The sequence below is a fragment of the Arthrobacter oryzae genome (genome assembly GCF_031454875.1).
Classification (GTDB): Bacteria; Actinomycetota; Actinomycetes; order Actinomycetales; family Micrococcaceae; genus Arthrobacter; species Arthrobacter oryzae_D.
In genome coordinates this window covers 445,052-467,149 of record NZ_JAVDRQ010000001.1, presented here as the reverse complement: position 1 = coordinate 467,149, position 22,098 = coordinate 445,052, and the positions used below count along the sequence as shown (strand labels likewise).

General features: G+C 66.3%; 21 protein-coding genes. 3 read left to right on the top strand and 18 right to left on the bottom strand.

The features are described from left to right. Positions 1-27 precede the first annotated feature (27 nt). The 4 genes from J2805_RS02205 to lysS all read right to left on the bottom strand — a co-directional run bounded on the left by J2805_RS02205 (position 28) and on the right by lysS (position 5,154). Entirely contained in the window at positions 28-2,520 is a 2,493-nt protein-coding gene (locus J2805_RS02205; RefSeq protein WP_309968463.1) for an ATP-dependent Clp protease ATP-binding subunit, read from the bottom strand. A gap of 426 nt (positions 2,521-2,946) precedes the next feature. Next, a complete protein-coding gene (locus J2805_RS02200) occupies positions 2,947-3,273 on the bottom strand; it encodes a histone-like nucleoid-structuring protein Lsr2 (protein ID WP_309968460.1) in 327 nt (108 codons plus the stop codon). Between the two features lie 136 nt (positions 3,274-3,409). Continuing rightward, a complete protein-coding gene (locus J2805_RS02195; RefSeq protein WP_309968457.1) occupies positions 3,410-3,622 on the bottom strand; it encodes a hypothetical protein in 213 nt (70 codons plus the stop codon). Between the two features lie 2 nt (positions 3,623-3,624). After that, positions 3,625-5,154: a lysine--tRNA ligase gene (gene lysS / locus J2805_RS02190; protein ID WP_309968454.1), complete on the bottom strand. Its 1,530-nt coding sequence runs from the start codon at positions 5,152-5,154 to the stop codon at positions 3,625-3,627. A 262-nt stretch (positions 5,155-5,416) separates the two neighbouring features. Between lysS and J2805_RS02185 the strand changes: the two genes are divergently transcribed. The 3 genes from J2805_RS02185 (at position 5,417) to J2805_RS02175 (ending at position 8,108) form a co-directional block, all read left to right on the top strand. After that, positions 5,417-6,304 (top strand): alpha/beta fold hydrolase, encoded by an 888-nt coding sequence (locus J2805_RS02185; RefSeq protein ID WP_396134199.1) that lies wholly within the window; start codon positions 5,417-5,419, stop codon positions 6,302-6,304. Next, the gene (locus tag J2805_RS02180) at positions 6,301-7,185 is read left to right on the top strand and encodes an alpha/beta fold hydrolase (protein WP_396134183.1); all 885 of its coding nucleotides are present in this window, start codon (positions 6,301-6,303) and stop codon (positions 7,183-7,185) included. The genes J2805_RS02185 and J2805_RS02180 overlap by 4 nt, the downstream gene beginning before the upstream one ends. Positions 7,186-7,271: 86 nt before the next feature. Beyond that, positions 7,272-8,108: an alpha/beta fold hydrolase gene (locus J2805_RS02175; RefSeq protein WP_309968448.1), complete on the top strand. Its 837-nt coding sequence runs from the start codon at positions 7,272-7,274 to the stop codon at positions 8,106-8,108. A gap of 119 nt (positions 8,109-8,227) precedes the next feature. On the opposite strand, the gene J2805_RS02170 is transcribed toward J2805_RS02175, so the two are convergent. The 14 genes from J2805_RS02170 to J2805_RS02105 all read right to left on the bottom strand — a co-directional run bounded on the left by J2805_RS02170 (position 8,228) and on the right by J2805_RS02105 (position 22,066). Beyond that, on the bottom strand, positions 8,228-9,712 hold the full coding sequence (locus J2805_RS02170; RefSeq protein WP_309968444.1) for a DHA2 family efflux MFS transporter permease subunit: 1,485 nt from the start codon (positions 9,710-9,712) through the stop codon (positions 8,228-8,230). 142 nt (positions 9,713-9,854) lie between these two features. Then, the gene (locus J2805_RS02165; RefSeq protein ID WP_309968440.1) at positions 9,855-10,784 is read right to left on the bottom strand and encodes a 4-phosphopantoate--beta-alanine ligase; all 930 of its coding nucleotides are present in this window, start codon (positions 10,782-10,784) and stop codon (positions 9,855-9,857) included. A gap of 1 nt (position 10,785) precedes the next feature. Further along, on the bottom strand, positions 10,786-11,706 hold the full coding sequence (locus tag J2805_RS02160) for a Rossmann-like and DUF2520 domain-containing protein (RefSeq protein WP_309968438.1): 921 nt from the start codon (positions 11,704-11,706) through the stop codon (positions 10,786-10,788). After that, entirely contained in the window at positions 11,699-13,336 is a 1,638-nt protein-coding gene (locus J2805_RS02155) for a PH domain-containing protein (protein ID WP_309968435.1), read from the bottom strand. Before J2805_RS02155 ends, J2805_RS02160 begins: the two co-directional genes overlap by 8 nt. Positions 13,337-13,350: 14 nt before the next feature. Next, entirely contained in the window at positions 13,351-13,863 is a 513-nt protein-coding gene (locus J2805_RS02150) for a PH domain-containing protein (protein ID WP_309968432.1), read from the bottom strand. Then, on the bottom strand, positions 13,844-14,371 hold the full coding sequence (locus tag J2805_RS02145) for a DUF3180 domain-containing protein (protein ID WP_309968428.1): 528 nt from the start codon (positions 14,369-14,371) through the stop codon (positions 13,844-13,846). Before J2805_RS02145 ends, J2805_RS02150 begins: the two co-directional genes overlap by 20 nt. A gap of 3 nt (positions 14,372-14,374) precedes the next feature. Continuing rightward, positions 14,375-14,929, bottom strand: coding sequence for a 2-amino-4-hydroxy-6-hydroxymethyldihydropteridine diphosphokinase (folK, locus tag J2805_RS02140; RefSeq protein WP_309968425.1), 555 nt, complete (start codon positions 14,927-14,929; stop codon positions 14,375-14,377). Then, positions 14,926-15,285: a dihydroneopterin aldolase gene (gene folB / locus J2805_RS02135; protein WP_104175608.1), complete on the bottom strand. Its 360-nt coding sequence runs from the start codon at positions 15,283-15,285 to the stop codon at positions 14,926-14,928. Before folB ends, folK begins: the two co-directional genes overlap by 4 nt. 13 nt (positions 15,286-15,298) lie before the next feature. Then, positions 15,299-16,234, bottom strand: a complete 936-nt coding sequence (gene folP / locus J2805_RS02130) for a dihydropteroate synthase (protein WP_309968420.1) — start codon at positions 16,232-16,234, stop codon at positions 15,299-15,301. Positions 16,235-16,245: 11 nt separating this feature from the next. Continuing rightward, entirely contained in the window at positions 16,246-16,899 is a 654-nt protein-coding gene (gene folE, locus J2805_RS02125; protein WP_309968417.1) for a GTP cyclohydrolase I FolE, read from the bottom strand. Between the two features lie 9 nt (positions 16,900-16,908). Continuing rightward, complete coding sequence (gene ftsH, locus J2805_RS02120) at positions 16,909-18,978, bottom strand: ATP-dependent zinc metalloprotease FtsH (RefSeq protein ID WP_309968413.1); 2,070 nt, start codon at positions 18,976-18,978, stop codon at positions 16,909-16,911. Between the two features lie 207 nt (positions 18,979-19,185). Beyond that, complete coding sequence (gene hpt / locus J2805_RS02115) at positions 19,186-19,737, bottom strand: hypoxanthine phosphoribosyltransferase (protein ID WP_011690021.1); 552 nt, start codon at positions 19,735-19,737, stop codon at positions 19,186-19,188. Between the two features lie 29 nt (positions 19,738-19,766). Continuing rightward, entirely contained in the window at positions 19,767-20,828 is a 1,062-nt protein-coding gene (tilS, locus tag J2805_RS02110) for a tRNA lysidine(34) synthetase TilS (protein WP_309969097.1), read from the bottom strand. Positions 20,829-20,950: 122 nt separating this feature from the next. Beyond that, a complete protein-coding gene (locus J2805_RS02105; RefSeq protein WP_309968405.1) occupies positions 20,951-22,066 on the bottom strand; it encodes a zinc-dependent metalloprotease in 1,116 nt (371 codons plus the stop codon). Between the last annotated feature and the right edge of the window lie 32 nt (positions 22,067-22,098).

Below are 22,098 nucleotides of genomic sequence, written 5' to 3'. Positions count from 1 at the left end.
GGAGCAGGCGGGCCTTTGGGTTGGTGCTTAGACGCTCGGAGCGATCTCGGGAATCCGCGGCTTGGCGTTCCCTTCGAAGGTGAACTTGGCGTCGTCGCCTTCGCCGTCCACATCCACCACAACGATGTCGCCGGCGTGGATCTCGCCGAACAGGATCTTCTCGGAGAGCTGGTCCTCGATCTCGCGCTGGATGGTACGGCGCAGCGGCCGTGCACCCATGGCGGGGTCGTAGCCACGGGTGGCCAGGAGCACCTTGGCGGCCTTGGTGAGCTCGATGCCCATGTCCTTGTCCTTGAGGCGCTTCTCGAGGCGGGCCACGAACATGTCCACGATCTCGATGATCTCGTCCTGGGTCAGCTGCGGGAACACCACAACGTCGTCAACACGGTTCAGGAACTCGGGGCGGAAGTGCTGCTTGAGTTCCTCAGTGACCCGGGCGCGCATCCGGTTGTAGCCGGTCTGCGTGTCCGTGCCGGACTGGAAGCCCGTGGCAACGCTCTTGGAAATGTCCCGCGTTCCAAGGTTGGTGGTCATGATGATCACGGTGTTCTTGAAGTCCACCACCCGGCCCTGGGAGTCGGTCAGGCGGCCGTCTTCCAGAATCTGCAGCAGTGAGTTGAAGAGGTCCGCGTGGGCCTTTTCCACTTCATCGAACAGCACCACGGAGAACGGACGGCGGCGGACCTTTTCGGTCAGCTGGCCGCCTTCCTCGTATCCGACGTAGCCCGGAGGGGCACCGAAGAGGCGCGAAACCGTGTGCTTCTCGGAGTACTCGGACATGTCCAGCGTGATGAGGGCGTCCTCTTCACCGAACAGGAACTCCGCGAGGGCCTTGGCGAGCTCGGTCTTGCCGACGCCGGTGGGGCCGGCGAAGATGAACGAGCCACCCGGGCGCTTGGGGTCCTTCAGGCCTGCACGGGTACGGCGGATGGCCTGGGACAGGGACCTGATGGCCTCGTTCTGGCCGACGACGCGCTTGTGCAGTTCGTCTTCCATCTTCAGCAGGCGCGAGGACTCTTCCTCGGTCAGCTTGAAGACCGGAATGCCGGTGGAGTTCGCCAGCACCTCGGCGATGAGATCCTCATCCACCTCGGAGATGTCGTCCATGCCGCCGGTCTTCCAGTGGCGTTCCTTCTCGGCCCGCTCGGCAATGAGCTTCTGCTCCTTGTCGCGCAGCGAGGCGGCGCCTTCGAAGTCCTGCGCGTCAATCGCGGACTCCTTCTCCATCTTGAGCTCGGCGATGCGCTCGTCCATCGCCTTGAGCTCCGGCGGAGCCGTCATGCGGCGGATGCGCAGCCGTGCGCCGGCTTCGTCGATGAGGTCGATCGCCTTGTCCGGCAGGAAGCGGTCCGAGATGTAGCGTTCGGACAGGTTGGCTGCCGAGGCGAGGGCGCCGTCGGTGATGGTTACGCGGTGGTGTGCCTCGTAGCGGTCACGCAGGCCCTTGAGGATCTCGATCGCGTGCGCAACCGAGGGCTCCTTGACCTGGATCGGCTGGAAACGGCGCTCCAGCGCGGCGTCCTTCTCGATGTGCTTGCGGTATTCGTCCAGCGTGGTGGCACCGATGGTCTGGAGCTCACCGCGGGCCAGCATTGGCTTCAGGATGGAAGCGGCATCGATTGCACCTTCGGCGGCACCGGCACCCACCAGGGTGTGGATTTCGTCGATGAACAGGATGATGTCGCCACGGGTGCGGATCTCCTTGAGGACCTTCTTCAGGCGCTCTTCGAAGTCACCGCGGTAGCGGGAGCCTGCCACCAGGGAACCAAGGTCCAGCGTGTAGAGCTGCTTGTCCTTGATGGTTTCCGGGACGTCTCCGCGGACAATCGCCTGGGCGAGGCCCTCGACGACGGCGGTCTTGCCGACGCCGGGTTCGCCGATGAGGACGGGGTTGTTCTTGGTGCGCCGGGAAAGGACCTGCATGACGCGTTCCATTTCCTGCTCGCGCCCGATGACCGGGTCCAGTTTGTTCTCGCGCGCAGCCTGGGTGAGGTTGCGGCCGAACTGGTCCAGGACCACGGAGCCGGCGGGGGTGCCCTCCGGCTGGCCGGCACCGACGCCCGCGCCGGTGGTCTCCTTGCCCTGGTAGCCCGAGAGCAGCTGGATCACCTGCTGACGGACCCGGTTGAGGTCAGCTCCGAGCTTCACCAGCACCTGGGCAGCCACACCTTCACCCTCGCGGATGAGTCCCAGCAGGATGTGCTCCGTGCCGATGTAGTTGTGGCCCAGCTGCAGCGCCTCGCGGAGCGAGAGCTCCAGCACCTTCTTGGCGCGGGGAGTGAAGGGGATGTGGCCGGACGGGGCTTGCTGGCCCTGACCGATGATCTCCTGCACCTGCTCGCGTACGCCGTCGAGCGAAATGCTCAAGGACTCCAGAGCTTTGGCGGCAACGCCCTCACCCTCATGGATCAGACCCAAGAGGATGTGTTCGGTACCGATGTAATTGTGGTTCAGCATGCGTGCCTCTTCTTGGGCAAGCACAACTACGCGACGGGCACGGTCCGTAAATCGCTCAAACATTTCGCCACACTCCTAGCTACGACGTACTTTGATGCTACGTGCCGGACCCGGACTTGTGGAGCGTGTTCGCCACGGGGGAAACCGGGGATCAGATTCCCCGGTTGACGCCACCGGCCGTTCCCGCCTTCCGGAAGAGCGTCTCCGTGTCTGCTGACCGGTTTCCGGGCCCGAATACGCCCTCCCGGAGAAGGTGGAACAACACCGGAATCCCCACAAACAATGGCTTTTGTTGTCCGTCCGGAATCCGCACGTCACGGGGACCCCATTTGCGCCGCACTTGCCCGCAGGCTATCCCGGCCGCAATAACCCGGAATAGCCGGGCGCACTTTTACCGCCACATGCCTCCTCCGCCGGCAGCGCATTCAAAAGGCAATGCCCCCACCGTTTGGCAGGGGCATTGCTTTTCCACGCAAAACGGCGGCAGTGCTAGGAATTTGCCTTCTGGTAGGCTTCCTGAATTTCAGCCTGGATGCGGCCGCGGCTGTTCACCGCATAGCCATTCTCCCTGGCCCACTGGCGAATCTGTGCAGAGTCCTGGTTCCGACCGCTTGAGACCTTGGTGCGGGTGGCGCGGCCGGTGGACGTCTTGCGTGCGCTTGAAACAAACCGCTCCAAGGAGGAGCGTAGTTCTGCAGCATTGGCACCGGACAGGTCAATTTCATAGCTGACGCCGTCAAGGCCAAATCGGACAGTTTCGTCCGCGGTTCCCCCATCCAGATCATCTACAAGGATGATTTTCACTTTCTGTGCCATATAAATTCTCTCTTTTGGAAAGGACGGGTATGCAGAAAAGCAGGATGTATCTGTATAAAGTATCCCCCGCTTTATGGCAACGCGTCAAAGCGCCAAAAGGTTCCTGTGAATGGTGGGCAGGAATAAGCAGGAAGTATTAGTTTGTGCTGTTCCCGTTGCCGGCATTGGTGTCCGTATTCGGCGCACCATTCGTTCCCCGCTTGGATTCAGCGTCGCGGGCGGCCGCCTCGGCGTGGGCCTGCGCCTCAGCCTGGCGCTCCGATTTGTCCGCGTTGAAGATCGACTTCATGGCAAACCAGAACAGGAGGCCCACCACGAGGGACGGCAGAAGGACGGCAACGTACTCCACGGTCAGTGCCCTTCAGGCTTAAGGAGCGGGAAGAGGATGGTTTCGCGGATGCCGGCTCCGGTAAACAGCATCACCAGGCGGTCGATGCCCAGGCCGATGCCGCCCATGGGCGGGGCGCCGTACTCGAGCGCGCGGAGGAAGTCCTCATCGAGCTGCATGGCCTCCACGTCACCTGCAGCGGCGTGCATGGACTGCTCGGTAAGGCGTTCCCGCTGGATCACGGGGTCGATGAGCTCGGAGAAGGCCGTGCCACGCTCCATGCCGCCGATGATCAGGTCCCAGGCTTCGATCAGGCGGTCGTCGTCGCGGTGCTGGCGCGCAAGGGGCTGCGCGGACGGCGGGTAGTTGTACACGAACGTGGGGTTCAGCAGGGTGGGTTCCACAATTTCGCCGAACAGTTCAACGGCCAGCTTCTCGGCATCCCATCTGGGATCGACCTTGACGTCGTGCTTGGCCGCCAGGGCCCGCAGTTCCTCCACGGTGGTGTCAGGCGTGATTTCCTGACCCACGGCGTCGGAAAGTCCGGGGTATACAGCAAGCCAGGCCCATTCGCCGTCGAGGTTGATTTCCCCGGCTTCGGTCTGGATGGTGCGGCCCACACCGGCCGCGTCAGCGGCGTCGAGGATGATCTCCTTGATGCGGTCTGCCATGACGAACTGGTCGGCCCAGGCCTCGTAGCACTCCAGTGTGGTGAATTCCGGGCTGTGCGTGGAGTCCACGCCCTCGTTGCGGAACACCCGTCCCATGTCGTAGACACGGTCGATCCCGCCCACCACTGCGCGCTTGAGGTACAGCTCGGTGGCGATGCGCAGGGTCATCTTCTGGTCGAAGGCATTCATGTGGGTCTCGAACGGCCGGGCCAGGGCGCCGCCATGGACCAGCTGGAGCATCGGGGTTTCCACCTCGACGTAGTTGCGGCGGTGCAGGCTCTCCCGGATTGAGCGGGTGATCGCGGCTCGGGTGTACACCATCTCGCGGGCCTCATCGCGGACCATCAGGTCCACGTAGCGCTGGCGGACGCGGGTTTCCTCGTTCAGGCCGGCGTGCAGCACAGGCAGCGGGCGCAGGGCCTTCGATGCCATAGACCAGGAATCGGCCATCACGGACAGTTCGCCGCGGCGGGAGGAGATGACCTCGCCCTTGATAAAGACGTGGTCGCCCAGGTCCACCAGGGCCTTCCATTCGGCCAGGGATTCCTCACCGACGTTGGCAAGGCTCAGCATGGCCTGGAGGCGGGTGCCCTTACCGTCCGTACCGCCCTCCTGGAGCGTCGCGAAGCACAGCTTGCCGGTGTTGCGGATGAACACGATGCGGCCGCTGACGCCAACAACGTCCCCGGTGGTCTCATCGGCCTCGAGGTGGGCGTACTTCTCGCGGATCTCGCTCAGGGAATGCGTGCGCTCCACACCCACCGGGTACGCCTCGCCGCGTTCAATCAGCTTGGCGCGCTTCTCCATGCGGATGCGCATCTGCTCGCTGGCGTCCGCCGGTTCGGCAGCATTGGTCGGAGTGGGGGTGTTTTGGGAAGTCACAATCCCTAAGTTTACCGGGAGTTCCGCGGCATGTTTTTCCGGCGGACCATGATTCCCCTCACCGCCGGGTTTTTGGCCGGATAATGCCCGCTACGGCCCGTTTATCCCTCATTTTCCGGACAAAAAACTCCGGAGGAGGAGGGGATGAGGCTGCTGCGGGGAGAGGCATAGACTCGGGGCTGTGGAGACTCGGACGATCAGGACGGACGACGGCGACAGTCACCTTGAAGTGCACTCCTTCAGGCCGGCGGTGTCCCCCGCCTTGCCGGCAGCGGACGGCCGCCCGAACGGCAGCCCGGACGGTGACCGGGACAGCGCGGGGCAACCCGGCGTCGTCGTCATCCACGGGACCCTGGTGACCGACGCGCTCTACCGCCCTTTTGCCATGAAGATTGCCCGCCTGCTGGGCCGGCCGGTCCATACCTACAACCGCCGCGGCCGCGCCGGGTCCTCCGGCCAAGGCGACGACTATTCAGTGGCAACCGAGGTCCGCGACCTGGCGTCCGTCATGCGGGCTACCGGTTCCGCGGACGTGGTGGCCCACAGCTACGGCGGTTTTGTGGCGCTGCAGGCTGCCCGGACCGAGCACATCGGCCGGCTCGTGACCTACGACGCTGCAGTTTCCCTGTCCGGCAGCCTGGAACGCCGGTGGCGGCCGGAACTGGAGCACTCCATGGCAGCCGGCCAGCTCGATCACGCCTGGGCACACCTGGTGCAGGGTCTGGAAACGGCCGGCCCGGTATCCAAACTTCCGCTCGGCGCACTGCGCATGCTGAGCATCCTGTCCGCCCGGACGCGGCTCGGAGGAGAGATGCGGCAGCTGCTGCCCACCGCCGTCGCCGAGATGCGGGCCGTACTCAACGCAGACGCCGAGCTTGCGGAGTTCGCCGCCGTCACCACACCCACCCTGATGCTCAGTGGCGGATGGAGCCCGGCATACTTCGCCGAGACCGGCCGCCAGCTCGCGGCTGCCGTGCCGGCCATTGACTTTGCGCTGGTCCCCGGTCAGCTCCACGAGGGGCCACTCCGACCGGGCCACCGCCTGGCCCTCACTACGGCACGGTTCCTGGCAAACGACGTCGGCCTGCGGCTCCAGCGGATCCGCGCCGCGCGGCACCCGCTGGGCAGCCGCTTTAGGATTGGTCCGTGAAGGAAGCCTTCAAGGACAAGGAATCAGTGGCGCAGCAGGTGGTCGCCACGCACGACGGCGGCAGGCTGGCTTTGTACAGCTACGGCACTGTGGATGCGCCCGGCGAGCGCCGCGTGGTGGTGATCGGCGGCGCCTTCCTGACGGCGCTGATCTACCGGCCGTTTTCCGAGGCGCTGTCCAAAGGCCTCGGCGAGGGCTGGGCCGTGGACGTCTATGACCGGCGCGGCCGCGGCGATTCCACGCCACAACCGGCGGACTACTCGATGGCCACCGAAATTGCCGACGTCGGGACCATCATGGACGCTACCGGAGCCCGCAACCTGTTCGGACATAGCCTGGGCGGCTCCGTGGCACTCAACGCGGTCCAGGAGTTCACGGGCACCCCCTATGTCCCCGACAAGCTCGCCGTGTACGACGCCGCCGTGAACATCGACGGCAGCATCGACACCGGCTGGCTGAACGGTTTCGAACGGGCGGTCAACAGCGGCAACATAGGCCATGCCCTGGCCCACATGAAGAAAGCCACGAAACCAGGCACCGCGATGGCCAGGATCCCGGAACCTCTGCTTGCCGGTTTGATGGCGCTGGTGTCCCGCACCAGGCTGAACAGGATGTTCAGCGAAGTCATGCCCAGCGCAGTGGGCGAGCTGCGGGCCGCATACAACGAGGCCGACCACGCCCGGGACTTCAGCGTGCTCCCCGCCTCCACCCACTTCATGGCGGGCGGCAAGAGCCCGAGCTATTACAAGGTGACCGCCCAGCGCCTCCACGCCGCCGTGCCGGGAAGCACCTACGAGCTGTCGCCCAAGTGCTTCCACGGCTCCATCCCCGCCGCTGTGAAGGAACTCGTCTCGGACATCTCCGAATACTTCAAGGGCTGACCGTCCGCCGCGTATTTCCTGCTGCTTTCCTGTGTGCCCCCGCCCCGCTGCTGTGCGGTTCCTGCCGCCCCGGGTAGGCTCGGAACATGACGCGCGAGAACATCAAAACACCCGACGGCGGAACGCTGGAGCTTTACACCACGGGAGCCGAGCTGGCCTCCGCAGGCTCGGGCGTCGTCGTCGTTCAGGCCTCAATGGTTACCGCCGCGGACTACACGCGGTTTGCCCAGAAGCTGAGCGCCTCGCTGGGCCGGCCGGTGCACACGTTCAACCGGCGCGGGCGCGGCGAATCGTCGCCGCAGCCGGAGGACTACACGCTGGATGTGGACATCCGCGACCTTGACACGGTGATGAAGCACACGGACAGCACGGACGTGTTCGGCCACAGCTTCGGCGGCGCCGTGGCGCTGCACGCGGCCCGCACCCTCCCGGTGGAACGGTTGGCGGTTTACGATCCCGCCGTGTCCGTGAACCACAGCGTCAAGGCGGACTGGATTTCCGAATACGAACGCGCGACGGCGGCCGGCGATGACGACCGGGCCCTCGCCGTGCTGGTCCGGGGGCTCGAGACGGGCGGCGCCCTGTCCTCACGGATGCCGCTGTCGATGCTCACGCTCGCCAACAAACTCACGGCCGGGACGCCGGTGGGCAAGCAGCTGCGTGAGCTGATGAAGGCCGGTGTCCGCGAGATCAAGGCGATCATCGCCGCGGATATGCCGGCCGAGCCGTTCCTGGCCCTGCCGCTCGAGACCCTCATCATCGTGGGCGAAAAGAGCCCGGCCTACTTCGGCATCGCGTGCGGCCAGATCCACGATGTCCTTTCCGGTTCCAGCTACACCATCCTGCCCGGCGCCGGCCACGACGGCGTCAATCGGGCGCCGGACAAGCTGATCACCGAACTCAGCGAGTTCTTCGCCGGCTGACGTTCCCTCGGGCCCAGTCCCGCTCTAAGCGCGAACGGACACTTGAGGCCCCGCTTTTTTGGGGCCTCAAGTGTCCGTTCGCGCTTAATGGCACGCTTAGTAGCGCGCTGGTTGGGAGGTTAGTGGGCTGCGGGTGCCGGGTGCCCGGCCCCGGCGGTCTTGCGCATCATCGCGGACAGCACGACGGCGGCGACGGCTATGACGGCCGCCGTCAGGAAAGCGGCGTGCATGCCGGCGACGATGCCCGATCCTGCGGCCACTACGGCGTAGATCGACACCAGCAGCGCCGTTCCGGCGGCACCGGCCACCTGCTGCAGCGTGCTCATGATGGCTGATCCGTGCGAGTAAAGGTGCGGCGGCAGCGGATTGAGTCCGGTGGTGAACGCGGGAGTGAACAGGAGCGCCAGGCCGAGGCTCAGCACCACGTGCAGCGTCACGATCCACCAGACGGCTGTTCCGGCATCCAGCATGGAGAACTGCCAGAGGGAAAGCACCATCATGACGGAACCGGTGACGGTCAGGGGCAGCGGGCCCACCTTGTCGAACCAGCGGCCGATGACAGGTCCCAGGAGACCCATCGCCAGGCCGCCCGGAAGCAGCGCCAGGCCGGTTTCGAGGGATTTCAGGCCGCGGATTTCCTGCAGGTACAGCGGCAGCAGGATGACGGCGCCGAACAGGGCGATCATGGCCACCACCATCAGCAGCACCGACACCGTGAACATGCGGAAGTTGAACGCCCGCAGGTCCAACAGCGGGGCGTCCTTCTTCTGCAGCTTCAGCTGGCGGAACACGAAGGCCAGCATTGCCACCACGCCCACGGCCAGCGCCACGATTGCGGCGGTGCCGGGTCCACTCTGTCCGCCGTGGCCTCCGCCGATCTGGCTGAGGCCATAGACGACTCCGCCGAAGGCCGGAACGGTCAGCAGCACGGACAGGAAGTCCAGTTTGGTCTTCTCGGATTCGCCGATGTTTGTCAGGAAGCGGGCGCCGATGGCGAAGGCCGCGAGGGCAACCGGCAGGACGAAGACGAACATAAAACGCCAGGTGAAGTGCTCGAGGATCAGCCCGGAAACGGTGGGTCCCATGGCCGGCGCCACCGAGATGGCGATGCTCACGTTGCCCATGACGGCCCCGCGCCGTTCGATCGGGACCAGGGTGAGGATGGTGGTCATCAGGAGCGGAAGCATGATGGCCGTACCGCCGGCCTGGACAATGCGCGCAAGCAGCAGCACTTCGAATCCGGGCGCCAGCGCGGCCAGGAGTGTACCGCCGGAGAAGAGCCCCATGGCCAGCATGAACACAGCCCGGGTGGACAGGGTCTGCAGGATGAAGCCCGTGGTGGGGATGACCACGGCCATGGTGAGCATAAAGCCCGTGGAGAGCCACTGCACTGTGGGAGCGTCAACCCCGAGGTCCACCATGAGCCGCTGGAGGGCGACGTTCATGATGGTTTCGTTCAGGATGACCACGAAGGTGGCAACCAGCAGGGTGACGATGATGGTGACGGACTCACGGGACATCTTCACCGGGCCCGCGGCCTGCCCTGTTGCGGTTGCAGGGGCCACGGGATCGCCGTGGGCGTTGGAAGAGACGTCTGTAGACATGGGGATTCCCCTTAGGGAGCTGCGTAGTGTGGTTTCCGGCGAGCGTCGTCGCTGCAGATTGCAACAGTGTATCCCCCGGGGTAATTCCCGTCATTAGAAAAAATGCATTCGATGATTCAGACGGTTCCGGAAATGCAGCAGGTCAGGAGTTCAGCGGCACGTTGTCAATCAGCCGGACCGGCCCCACCTTTGCCGCGATGATCGCCAGGCCTTCGCCGCGGAACGGCGTCTCCTTGCAGTTCTCGGCCAGGGGTTCCAGGGTGGCTTGGTCCACCACGTCGAAGTATTCCAGTCCCACCAGCGGCTGGGATTCCACCAGCGCCTGGGCTGATTCCAGGTCAAGCGGTTCGTGGGCATTGGCGCGTTCCTCGAGGAGCCGCAGCGCCCGGGACAGGACCAGGGCGGCCTCGCGTTCCTCCGCGGAAAGGAACCTGTTCCGGCTGCTCAGGGCCAGGCCGTCGGCGGACCGGACCGTGGGAACCGCGACGATCTCCACGGGGAAGTTCAGGTCGGCCACCATTCGACGAACCAGGGTCAGCTGCTGGGCGTCCTTCTGGCCAAAGTAGGCGCGATACGCGGGCAGGCCGGCACCCGCGCCGGTCACGAAGGCGCCCCCGCCGGGCAGGCCGCTGCCAGGAAACCCGTAATGCAGCAGCTTGGCCACCACGGTGAGCGCACCGTCGAAGTGGCCGGGACGGGAAGCCCCCTCCCATTTTTCAGCAAGGCGGCCCGCGGTGACACGCACCAGGGGTTCGCCGCCCGGATAGACCTCCTCCACAGACGGCGCGAACACCAGGTCCACCCCTTCGGCGTCTAGGAGCTCCATGTCCGCCTCGAGGGTCCGGGGGTACCGGTCCAGGTCCACGGCCTCGCCGAATTGCAGCGGATTGACGAAGATGCTGGCCACCACAACATCGTTTTGTTCGACTGCGGTGCCTGCCAGCCTGGCGTGGCCCTCATGCAGGGCGCCCATGGTGGGTACGAGGCCCTGCGACGAACCCTGTTTTTCCGTCAGCAGCCGTGCGCTTTCGGCCCGCAGCTGCGCCGCGGTGGTCACGAGTTTGATCGCCAAGTCAGTTTCCTCCAGTGGCCTGCGGCCCGTCGTTGTCCGTTCCGTCCAGGACAGCCCGGATGGCATCCAGCTGGTCCGGCTTCAGCAGCCCCCGGCTCGCGGCGCGGCGTGCGGTGGCCCGTGCCATGGAAAGGTAGGCCTCCAGAATATCGCCGCCGGCACCGGCGTCCTGTTCCCGCAGGGCCTCGGCGTGCGCGGCAACCGTGCCTACATCGCCGCGGGCCACGGGGCCAGTCAGGGCACTTTCGCCGGAAGCAAGGGCATTCTCCAGCGTGGCCCGGAGCAACGGCCCCAGCATGCGTTCGGGGTTGTCCACGCCCACTTCGCGGAGCAGCTGCGAGGCCTGGGCCACGAGGGTTACCAGGTGGTTCGAGCCGTGCGCCAGGGCTGCGTGGTACTGCGTTCTGTCACCTTCGGCGATGGCCACCGGCTCCGCGCCCATCTCCACCACCAGCGCCTGGGCGATGGGCAGCATGGCGGCATCCGCCGTAACGCCGAACGTGCAGTCCAGCAGCCGGGTGAGATCAAGGCTCATGCCGGTGAATGTCATGGCAGGGTGCAGTGCGAGCGGGACGGCGCCGGCGGCCCGCACCGGATGCAGGATGCCCACGCCGAAGCGGCCCGACGTATGCGCCACAAGCTGTCCGGGCTGCCAGGCCCCGAGCTTGGCGAGGCCCTGCACCAGTCCGCCGAGGGCGTCGTCCGGCACGGCCAGCAGCACCAGCTCGGACCGTTCCACAATGTCCTGCACGTCGAGGACCGGAACGCCGGGCAGCAGGGTTTCGGCGCGTTCCTTGCTCTCGTCCGAGACGGCGGAAACCCCGACGACGGCGTGCTCGGCAGCGCGGAGCGCCGCACCGAGGACTGCGCCCACTTTGCCGGCACCGATGATTCCGACGCCAAGGCGTCCTGGCTTAGCCATGCTGCGGGCCCTCCTGGTGTTTCTGTGGGAATTGCGGTTCGCCCTGGCGGTCGATTTCGGAGTCCGGTTCCGGGGTTTCGCTCCCCGGCTGCTCCCTCGCCTCGCGAGCTCGGTCAGGATGCTCAACCGCCTCCGGCGCGACCTGCGCCAGCCACTGCTCGCTGGTTTGGCGTTTTCGGGCTTCCCTGGCGCGGGCGGCCTGGGCGTCGAACAGTGCACGGGCTTCGTCCAGGCCGGCCTGGATGAGTCGCGGCGACACCGGGCCGGCTGTGGTGTGCAGGACCAGGTCCGCCACACGGAAGCGGCGTGCCAGCGGCCCCTGGTGCAGGGCCATCGACTGGGTACGCTGATGCGGAACCACCACCAGCTCGCGCCACAGCCGGCCGGAACGGATCAGCAGCGCCGTATCGGTGGCGGCGAAGCCGTTGCGGCGCCAGCCCAGCGGAGCCAGCAGCCGCACGCGCCGGGGACTGGTGACGAACCCGCCGTCGGACTCTCCGGACGAAGCGCCCCCGGCGGAAGTCCCTCCGGCAGGAGCCAGGCCGGCCAGGCCGGCGGTAAAGACGCGTGCCGGATCCTGCGTTCCCGGGTCCGGGAGCACCAGCGACAGCATCCTCATAACGTCGGCCAGGAGGCCCACCGGGAGAAGCGTGGTGCGTGAGGCACCCTCGCCATTGCTGCCGGGACCGCCGTACCCGGCCACGTTCACCTGCATCCGGTACCACCCGAAGATCCGCCACAGCGGCGGCTGCGTCACCTTCAGGGCCTGGATCCGGCCGGGTGGGAGGGTCTGTGCCTGCGTGTCCAGCAGCCCGTAGCGGAGCCGGATGCCGTCCGGCGAAATGGCGGCGGTGAAGTTGTAGCCCTTGTTGAACGATCCCCAGTACGCGGCGGCCAGGCCGAGCGCGGCCGGGATCAGGTAGAGGAAGAAGCCGCGGTTTTCGGTGATGGCGGACAGCACCACGGACGCCACCGCGCCGAGCACCACAAAGAAGCTTTGCTCGCTGAGGAGCAGCGAACCGACCAGGCGCGACGGCGGGACGGACAGGACCGGGAATTCCGGTGCCTCGGGCAGGGCTTCTTCGGGGCGCTCCGGATCGGGCTCCAGGCCGGCCGCGCGGGCCAGGATGGTGGCCCGGAGCTGGCGGGCGTCGTCGATGCGGAGGTAGGCCAGGCGCACGGCTGATTCGCCGGCGTCGGCCACTTCGAACTTGAGTTCGGCCAGGCCGAAGATCCTGGCCAGCAGCGGCTGGACGATGTCGATGGCCTGCACGCGGTCCAACCGGGCCTGGCGCTGCTGTTTAAACAGGAAGCCCGTGTTCACCCTGACGTAGCCCTCGGCGACCTGGTAGCGGGTGAAATACCACGTCAGGATGAATCCCAGCACGGACAGCACCAGCACCAGCCCGCCGCCGGCGATCAGGAAAGGCACCCGGCCCGAATACATCTCGTCCATGAGGGGCCGACCCTGCAGCATCCGTTCGAAAAAGTCGCGGCCGAAGAAGAAGCCGATGGCGGCCAGCGCCACCCAGCCCCGGATGAACGGTGACGCCGGATGCACGCGCAGCCACTCGCCGTCGGGCTTGACGGCAGCCTGCCCGCCCGCCGGCCCTGCGTCGTCAGAAGTCACAGCGGGCCCGGAGGTCACAGGCCGGCCAGCCGTGCCGCGCCCCGGGCGGACAGCTGTTCGCGGAGCCGTGCCCCTTCTTCAGCCGGCAGGCCGGGGATCTCCGCGTTGGTGCCGGCTGAGGCGGTGTGCAGCTTCAGCGTGCACAGACCAAGGCCGCGTTCCACCGGGCCCACGCCGATGTCCACGTACTGCATCCGGCCGTAGGGAACAACCAGGGTGCGCTGGAAGAAGATGCCGCCGCGGATCAGGAGGTCGTCGTCGCGCTCGGCGTAGCCGATGGCCCGCACCTGCCTCGGAATCAGCAGCAGCCGCCAGACAGCCAGGAGCAGCATGAACGCGGGGACCGCGATGGCCAGCCAGAGCGGCGGCCAGTACCACCAGCCAATCAGCGTGAACACCAGCGGCAGGGACAGCAGCCCCACTGCGATCAAGTTCCCGATAGCCCATTCGACCAGGCGGACGGTTACGTATTTGGGCGAAACCCGGAGCCAGGAGATCCCCGGCGGATCAATCGCCTCTGTAGGCATATTCGCCTTCCCCCTTGGGTTTACGTGCGCCCCGGCCGGGCATTCCCGTGGCGCCGTCGGCGTCGCCGTCCTCCGGCGGGATCCGGCAGAAACGTTCCACCACGAGTCCCACGATGATCATGGCCAGTCCCCCGCCGCCCATGGACAGGGCCAGCCAGGTGATTCCCTGGTCGCTGCGCAGGTTCCAGAGCCGCAGCAGGTCCAGGAAGATTCCCGCATGCCAGCCCAGCAGCACAGTCCCGGTGTAGGCGCAGGCCTGGGCGAGGACCAGGGTCCACGCGGCCAGGATGGGGTTGAGCATTTTCTTTTTCTTGCCGTTCCGCCAACGCAGCACTCGGATCCCCAGCACCAGCGTGAGCGCCACAATCACTCCCATGGTCACCAGGCCGGTCTGGGGCAGCACCGGTGTGGCCAGGCCGTAGCGGGTGGTCATCACCGCCGCGAACCAGCCGGCAATGGCCAGGACCAGCCCCACAACGATCAGCAGGAACGGATTGACTGGTTTCACGGGCTACTCCACCGCTCCGGCAGTGGGCATGCCGTCGAAGTCCCCGAAGCCGTCAAACGGAGCCAGGTCAGGGAAATCGGCGGCCCTGGCCGCCAGTTCCCCAACACGTACGCCGTTGAGCTCGGCCGCGGGGTCGATGAGCGACCAGGGGTACAGCACGAACGCCCGTTCCGCGGCGCGCGGATGCGGCAGCGTCAGCACAGGGTCAGCGCTCACCACATCCGCGTAGGTGATGATGTCCACGTCCAGGGTCCTCGGACCCCACCGCACCTCACGGACCCTGTGGTGCTTGTTTTCAACAGCCTGGCAATGGCGCAGCAGCTCCAACGGCGGCAGCGAGGTCTCCACCGTGATCACCATGTTCAGGAAATCCGGCTGCCCCTCGGGTCCGCCCACGGCCTTGGTCTGGACCACCGGGGACACCGCCGTCAGCCGCACTTCCGGGCGGTCCACGAGGTCGGCGACGGCGCTGGAGAGAGTGTCGTTCCGCTCCCCCAGGTTGCTGCCGAGCGCCAGGACGGCACGGACGTACGGGTTGTTCGAATACGGAGGGTTCATGACCGCCGCCGATGCACGCTGACGGATACGTCGCCGAACTCAACCTCGATGGGCGCCTTGGGTTTGTGCACCGTGATGTCCACGGCGGCCAGCGGGAACTCCTGCAGGAGGTCGTCGGCGATGCGCACGGCAAGGGCTTCGATCAGGTTCAGCGGCTCGCCCGTGATCCAGTGCTTGATGCGTTCGGCCACCTCGCCGTAGTGCGCGGTGTCCAATACGTCATCCGATGCGGCGGCCTTGGTGAAATCCAGGTGCAGCACTGCATCAACGATGAACGGCTGGCCGTTGCGGCGTTCGAAATCGAACACCCCGTGATGGCCGACGGCGGTAACACCGCTCAGCGTGATTGTGTCCATCGTGGCTGCCTGCCTAGTTGGTGGGACTGGGGTCGCCGAGCGGTCCGGGCGACATCCGTGCGGCAACCTTCACCGCGTCAAGGCTGGGTCCGACGTCGTGCACCCGCACCGCCCACGCGCCACGGACGGCGCTGATGGACGTGATGGCGGCGGTTGCGTAGTCCCGTTCCTCGGGAGCGGCGGCTTTGCCCGCCACGGACAGGAGCGTCCCGAGGAAGCGTTTGCGGGACGCGCCCACCAGGATCCTGTGGCCAAGGCCTTCCAGCGGCCCCATGTTGCGCAGCAGTTCCCAGTTCTGGGCATCGTTCTTGGAGAAACCCAGGCCCGGGTCCACGATGATCTGTTCCGGTGCCACACCGGCCGCGTACAGCTTGTCGCGCACACCCACCAGTTCGGCGGCGACTTCCTCCGCCACGTTGCCGTAGTCGGAGAGCGAGTTCATGGTCTTGGCGTCGCCGCGGCGGTGGGTCAGGACGTACGGCGCGCCCGTTCGCGCTGCCAGTTCCGCCATCTCGGGCTCAACCGTCAGCCCGGACACGTCGTTGATGATGGTAGCGCCGGCCTTGAGGGCGGCGGCCGCGGTTGCCGCGTGCGTGGTGTCGATGCTGACCAGGGCGCCGGCCTTGACCAGGGCAGCGACCACCGGCAGTACACGCCGCTGTTCCTCTTCAGGGCTGACTTCCTCCGCGCCGGGACGCGTGGATTCACCGCCGACGTCGATGATGTCGGCGCCGGCGTAGAACATCCGGAGGCCGGCCGCGATGGCTGTGTCCGGCGTCGGGTGCTTGCCGCCGTCGCTGAAGGAATCCGGGGTGACGTTCAGGATGCCCATCACCAGCGTGCGGTCCGTGGGGAGATCTTCAAACTTGGCTGCCGGCCGCGGTTTACGCAGGATTGGCAATGGGCTTGTTGCGGGTCCGGTTCCAGGGGCTGCAGCTAGGGAATCCATAGTCTGTTTTATTACCTTCCGAGTATGAGGCTCATGGCTTCGGCGCGGGTGGCCGGGTCATGGAGTTGACCGCGCACGGCACTGGTGACGGTCTTGGCGCCGGGCTTGCGGATACCGCGCATGGACATGCACAGATGCTCGCATTCGACCACCACGATCGCACCGCGCGGCTTGAGGTGCGTTACGAGGGCTTCAACGATCTGGGTGGTGAGGCGTTCCTGCACCTGCGGCCGCTTGGCGAACATGTCCACCAGCCTGGCCAGTTTGCTCAGGCCGGTGACTCTGCCGTCATGGGACGGGATGTAGCCAACGTGCGCCACGCCGTGGAACGGCACCAGGTGATGCTCGCAGGTGGAATAGAACGGAATGTCCTTGACCAGGACCAGTTCTTCGTGGTCCAGGTCAAAGGTGGTGGCCAGAATTTCCGCGGGGTCGTGGTGCAGGCCGGCGAAGACCTCCGCGTAGGCTTTGGCCACCCTTTTGGGGGTGTCCAAGAGCCCGCCGCGGTCCGGGTCTTCACCGATGGCCAGCAGGATTTCCCGCACTGCCGCCTCGATCCGCCGGCGGTCCACCTTGTTGTCCGAGCGCCGCGCGGAGCTGCGGGATGAACTGCCGGTTGAGGGATCTGCGGTGGCGGAAACGTCGTCGTCGTCGAAATGATTCACAGCAGAAGCTTAGCCGGGATGCGGTCCGCCGGCGCCGACGTCCGTAACACCGCCCCCGAAGGTCTCCTGTCCTGCGACGCCCTGCGGGTGCGGCGGCTCCGCGTCCAGCGGCTCCTCCAGCCGGGCTTCCTTGGCTTCCTCCTGGGCCTCGCGCTCGGCCCGCTCCTGGCGGGATTCCACCGGCCCGGCACTCTGCACCGGACGGGTTTCCTTGGACAGCCACACTTCACGGAAGTCCCGCTTGCGGATGTCCCGGAAGACGTGCGCAATCTCGGCCTGGTTCAGGGTTTCCCGCTCAAGGAGCTCAAGGGCCAACGAGTCCAGGATGTCGCGGTTTTCGGTGAGGATCGCGTACGCCTCGTCATGGGCCTGGTCGATCAGGCGGCGCACTTCCTCGTCCACAATGTAGGCGATCTGGTCGGAGTAGTTGCGCTCGTGGCCGGCGTCGCGGCCCAGGAACGGCTCGCCGCCGCCCTGGCCGAGGCGCACGGCGCCGACGCGTTCGCTCATGCCGAATTCCGTGACCATCTTGCGGGCGGTCGCGGTGGCCTTCTCGATGTCGTTGGAGGCTCCGGTGGAGGGGTCGTGGAACACGATTTCCTCGGCCACGCGGCCGCCCATGGCGTACGCCATCTGGTCGAGCAGTTCGTTGCGGGTGATGGAGTACTTGTCGTTCTCCGGAACCACCATGGTGTAGCCCAGGGCGCGGCCGCGGGGCAGGATGGTGATCTTGGTGACCGGGGCGGAGTTCCGCAGGGCGGCAGCCACCAGGGCGTGTCCGCCTTCGTGGTAAGCCGTGATCTTGCGCTCGTGTTCCTTCATGACCCGGCTGCGCTTCTGCGGGCCGGCCATCACGCGGTCGATTGCTTCGTCGAGGGCGCGGTCGTCAATCAGGTTGGCGTTGGAGCGGGCTGTCAGCAGTGCGGCCTCGTTGAGGACGTTCGCCAGGTCCGCGCCGGTGTAGCCGGGTGTCTTCTTGGCAACAGCCTTCAGGTCGACGCCGGGAGCCATCGGCTTGCCCTTGGCGTGGACCTGCAGGATCTGGTCGCGGCCCACGAGGTCCGGCGCTTCAACAGTGATCTGGCGGTCGAAGCGGCCCGGGCGCAGGAGCGCCGGGTCCAGGACGTCAGGACGGTTGGTGGCGGCGATCAGGATGACGTTGGTCTTGACGTCGAAGCCGTCCATCTCAACCAGGAGCTGGTTGAGGGTCTGCTCGCGTTCGTCGTTCCCGCCGCCGATGCCGGCACCGCGGTGACGGCCGACGGCGTCGATCTCGTCCACGAAGATGATGGCCGGCGAGCTGGCCTTGGCCTGCTCGAAGAGGTCGCGGACACGGGACGCACCCACCCCGACAAACATTTCGACGAAGTCGGAGCCCGAGATCGAGAAGAACGGCACGCCCGCTTCACCGGCGACGGCGCGGGCCAGCAGGGTCTTGCCGGTGCCCGGAGGGCCATAGAGCAGCACGCCCTTGGGGATCTTGGCGCCGACGGCCTGGAACTTGGCCGGTTCCTGGAGGAATTCCTTGATTTCCTGGAGCTCTTCCACGGCTTCGTCTGCGCCGGCGACGTCGTTGAACGTCACCTGGGGCATGTCCTTGTTGACCAGCTTGGCCTTGGACTTGCCGAACTGCATGATCTTGGATCCGCCGCCCTGCATGCGGGAGAGCAGGAACCAGAAGAGGACGCCCAGCAGGAGGACGGGCACCAGCAGGGAGAACAACCCGGAGAACCAGTTGTTTTCAATCGGCTGGTCCGTGAAGCCGCTGGAGGGGTTGGCATCCGTGACAGCCTTGACCACATCGGCAGCGCGGGCATTGACGAAGAAGAACTGGACGTTCTTGCCCTTGTCCTGCCCGTCGATTACCAGGTTGTCCTTGAGGACCAGGTCCACGCGGTTCTCCGCGTCGAAGATCTTGGCCTGTTCCACCTTGCCGCTGTCCGCGAGGAGCTCGAGGCCCGGTTTCGTATCGATCCGGGTCGACCCGCCGGGAGCGAGCGTGGCAAAGGCCAGCAGGAGCATTCCGACCACAACTACGATCCAGATGCCCGGGCCCTTGAAGAAACTCTTAGCTTTCATCTGATCGGGGGCTGGCCCCGTCCCTCCTGGTAGTGCTGCACGGCGACTGGTCTGCGCGCGTGTGGTGCTGCGTCAGCTTCTAGCTATACACCGTTCGGAGTGATTCACGCACGATGCAGGGCAAAAGTTCCCTCTAGGCGTAGCGGGGCAGGGCCGGGACCCATTACAGGACCCGGCCGGGACCGGGAGGGTGCCCCGATGGTGAACCTATTCGTAGACGTGGGGCGCCAGGGTGCCCACGAAATCCAGGTTGCGGTACTTTTCGGCGTAGTCCAGGCCGTAGCCGACGACGAATTCGTTCGGGATGTCGTAGCCGACGTACTTGACGTCGATCTGAACCTTGGCAGCCGTGGGCTTGCGGAAGGCGGTGCAGATTTCCACCGAGGCGGTGCCGCGGGATTCAAGGTTGGTCTTGAGCCAGGACAGGGTCAGGCCGGAGTCGATGATGTCCTCAACGATCAGCACATCCTTGCCCATGAGGTCCGTGTCGAGGTCCTTGAGGATGCGCACAACACCGGAGGACTGGGTCCCGGAACCGTAGGAGGACACTGCCATCCAGTCCATGGAAACGTGGCTGTGAAGTGCCCGTGCCAGATCTGCCATGACCATGACTGCGCCCTTCAGAACGCCGACGATGAGGAGCTCCCGGCCCTCGTAGTCCTTGTCGATCTGTGCAGCGAGCTCGGTAATCCGCTGCTGGATCTGATCCTTGGTGTAGAGAACGTGCTTAAGGTCTGCCTGGACGTCGTTTGAATCCACCAATGGCTCCTGTGTAGATGCGGGTGCGACTATTTTTGGGGCGGCCTTTGAGGCCGGAATACTAGCTTCCCACAGCGCGCGGCCTCGCGGGGACCGCCGGTGGCAGCATCCTGCGCAGGGCCGGCCTGATTCTGCCCTTCGCCGGCGAGGATCTGCGCCAGCGACAACCGGTAGGCTCTTACGCCGCCGGGAAGCTCCACTGGGCCGGCGGAACCTTGCCGGCGCAGGAGCGCCTCCGCTGCAAGCAGCCGCTGATAGCTCGGTTGCTGGCCTCCGACGGCGGCGGCCGCCTTGGCGATGACCCGGAACCGGATGGCGGGGGCAAGTTCGCCCAGCGCCGTTTCGGGCAGGCTGATTTCGGCCCCCGACTGCTCAGCCAACTGCTCGTAAGTGCTGTTCGCCACGTCGTCGAGGTAATCAGCGTCCAGCTGCAGGATGGCTGCCGTCCTGGCGAGGGATTCGGCGACACCGGGTCCGAGCTTCTCCTCCAGCAGGGGCAGGACCTCCACCCGGGTGCGGGACCTCGCGAAGGACGGGTCGGTGTTGCTGGGGTCGTGCCACGGATCCAGGCCCTCGACGGCGCAGATCTCCAGGGTGTCGGCACGGCGGAGGCCCAGGAAAGGACGCAGCAGAAGCCCGCGGACCGGCCGCATTCCCGCCAGCGAGCGCGTTCCGGAGCCGCGGGCAAGGCCCAGCAGCACCTGTTCCGCCTGGTCGTCCAGGGTGTGGCCGAGGAGGATCACGCCGGCTCCGGCCTCGGCGGCGGCGTCTTCCAGGGCGGCGTGCCGTGCGTCCCGGGCCGCAGCCTCGGGGCCAATCCCGGTGGATGCGACGTCAACCTGCCGCACTTCCACGGGAGAGAGCCCAAGGTCCCGGAGGACGCCGGCCGTTTGGTCGGCCACGCCGGCGGAGCCGGGCTGCAGCTGGTGGTCCACGACGACGGCGCCCACCGAAACGGGGTGGCCGTCCACGTGGCCGCGGCGGCCGAAGTAGGACGCGATGGCCGCGAGGGCCAGGGAATCCGGGCCGCCGCTGCAGGCGACGAGCACGCGTTCAGGGTAGCCGGCGTCGGCCAGGGCGTTCTGCAGCATCTTGCGCGCCTTGCCGACGACGGGCGACAGCCGGCCGGGCCGCCGTCGTCCGGTTTTTGCGGTGGTTGTTGCGCTGGACGGGGAGGCGCCGGCGGCAGCTTCTGGGACGCTCGGCACTGTGACTAGAGCCCCATCCGTTCGAGCCAGAGCTTGGCGTCATGGATCTCCGGCTCGGTGGGGAGGTTCCCGGCCGATTCCCAGACCCGGTTGAAGCCTTCCATGCCGGCCACGTCCACTACGGCGCGGACAAACTTGGCGCCGTCGGTGTACTGGCGCATCTTGGCATCGAGGCCCAGCAGGCTGCGGATGAACTTCTCCACGACACCGCGGTCCTTGCCGCGGGCGTTGAAGCGCTGCCGGATGGTCTTGACGGACGGAACAATGCTGGCGTCCACGGCGTCCATCACCACGTTGGCGTGGCCTTCCAGGAGGCTCATCACGGCTGTCAGGTGCGAGAGGGAGGCCTTTTCCTCGGGGTCCTGCAGCAGGTCCAGAATGGCGCCGCGCCCCGGAGCTGCTCCGGCGGCCGTGCGGTCCTTCAGCGACCGTGCCGCAGCCGACGCACGCTCGAGGAGTGAGTCGACGTTGCCCAGCAGGTGTTCGCTGAGGTTGTCGATTTCGTTCAGCATGTGGTGGCGCAGCCAGGGTGCGGCGGCGAACTGCACCCGGTGGGTCTGTTCGTGCAGGCAGACCCAGAGCCGGAAGTCCTCGGGGGCCACATTGAGTTCGCGCTCCACGTGGATGATGTTCGGTGCCACCAGCAGGAGGCGGCCGGCGGCGGGGGCAGTGGACCCCTCGGCCAGGGCTGCAAAGGGATCGTACTGGCCCAGGACCTTGCTGGAAAGGAAGGCGAGCACGGCGCCCAGCTGGCTTCCGGTGATGGCTCCGCTGACTGCCAGCGCGCCCGGGCTCATGGAGCCGCGGCGGCTTTCCAGCATCTTTTCCATGGCGGGTTTGAGCATGACGGCGAAGCTTTGGGTGTTGGCCCTGGCCCAGGAGGCGCGGTCCACCACCAGCACCGAGGAATCACGGAGGTCGCGCGCCGCTTCCAGTCCGGTGATGTCGTGGACGTGGGGTACGGAAATGTCCGCCATGAGGCGCAGGTTCTCCACGGCCGCCCCGATTTCGGAGGACCCCAGCGAGGGGCCCGCCGGAGCCAGGCGGGCGGCTGTTGAGGCTGCGAGCTCCCAGTTGATCAGTGCCTGGGCCTGTGCTGATGAATCGCCAGTTGACTCCATAGCCCCCATCAGATCACAGCACCCTGGGGTTG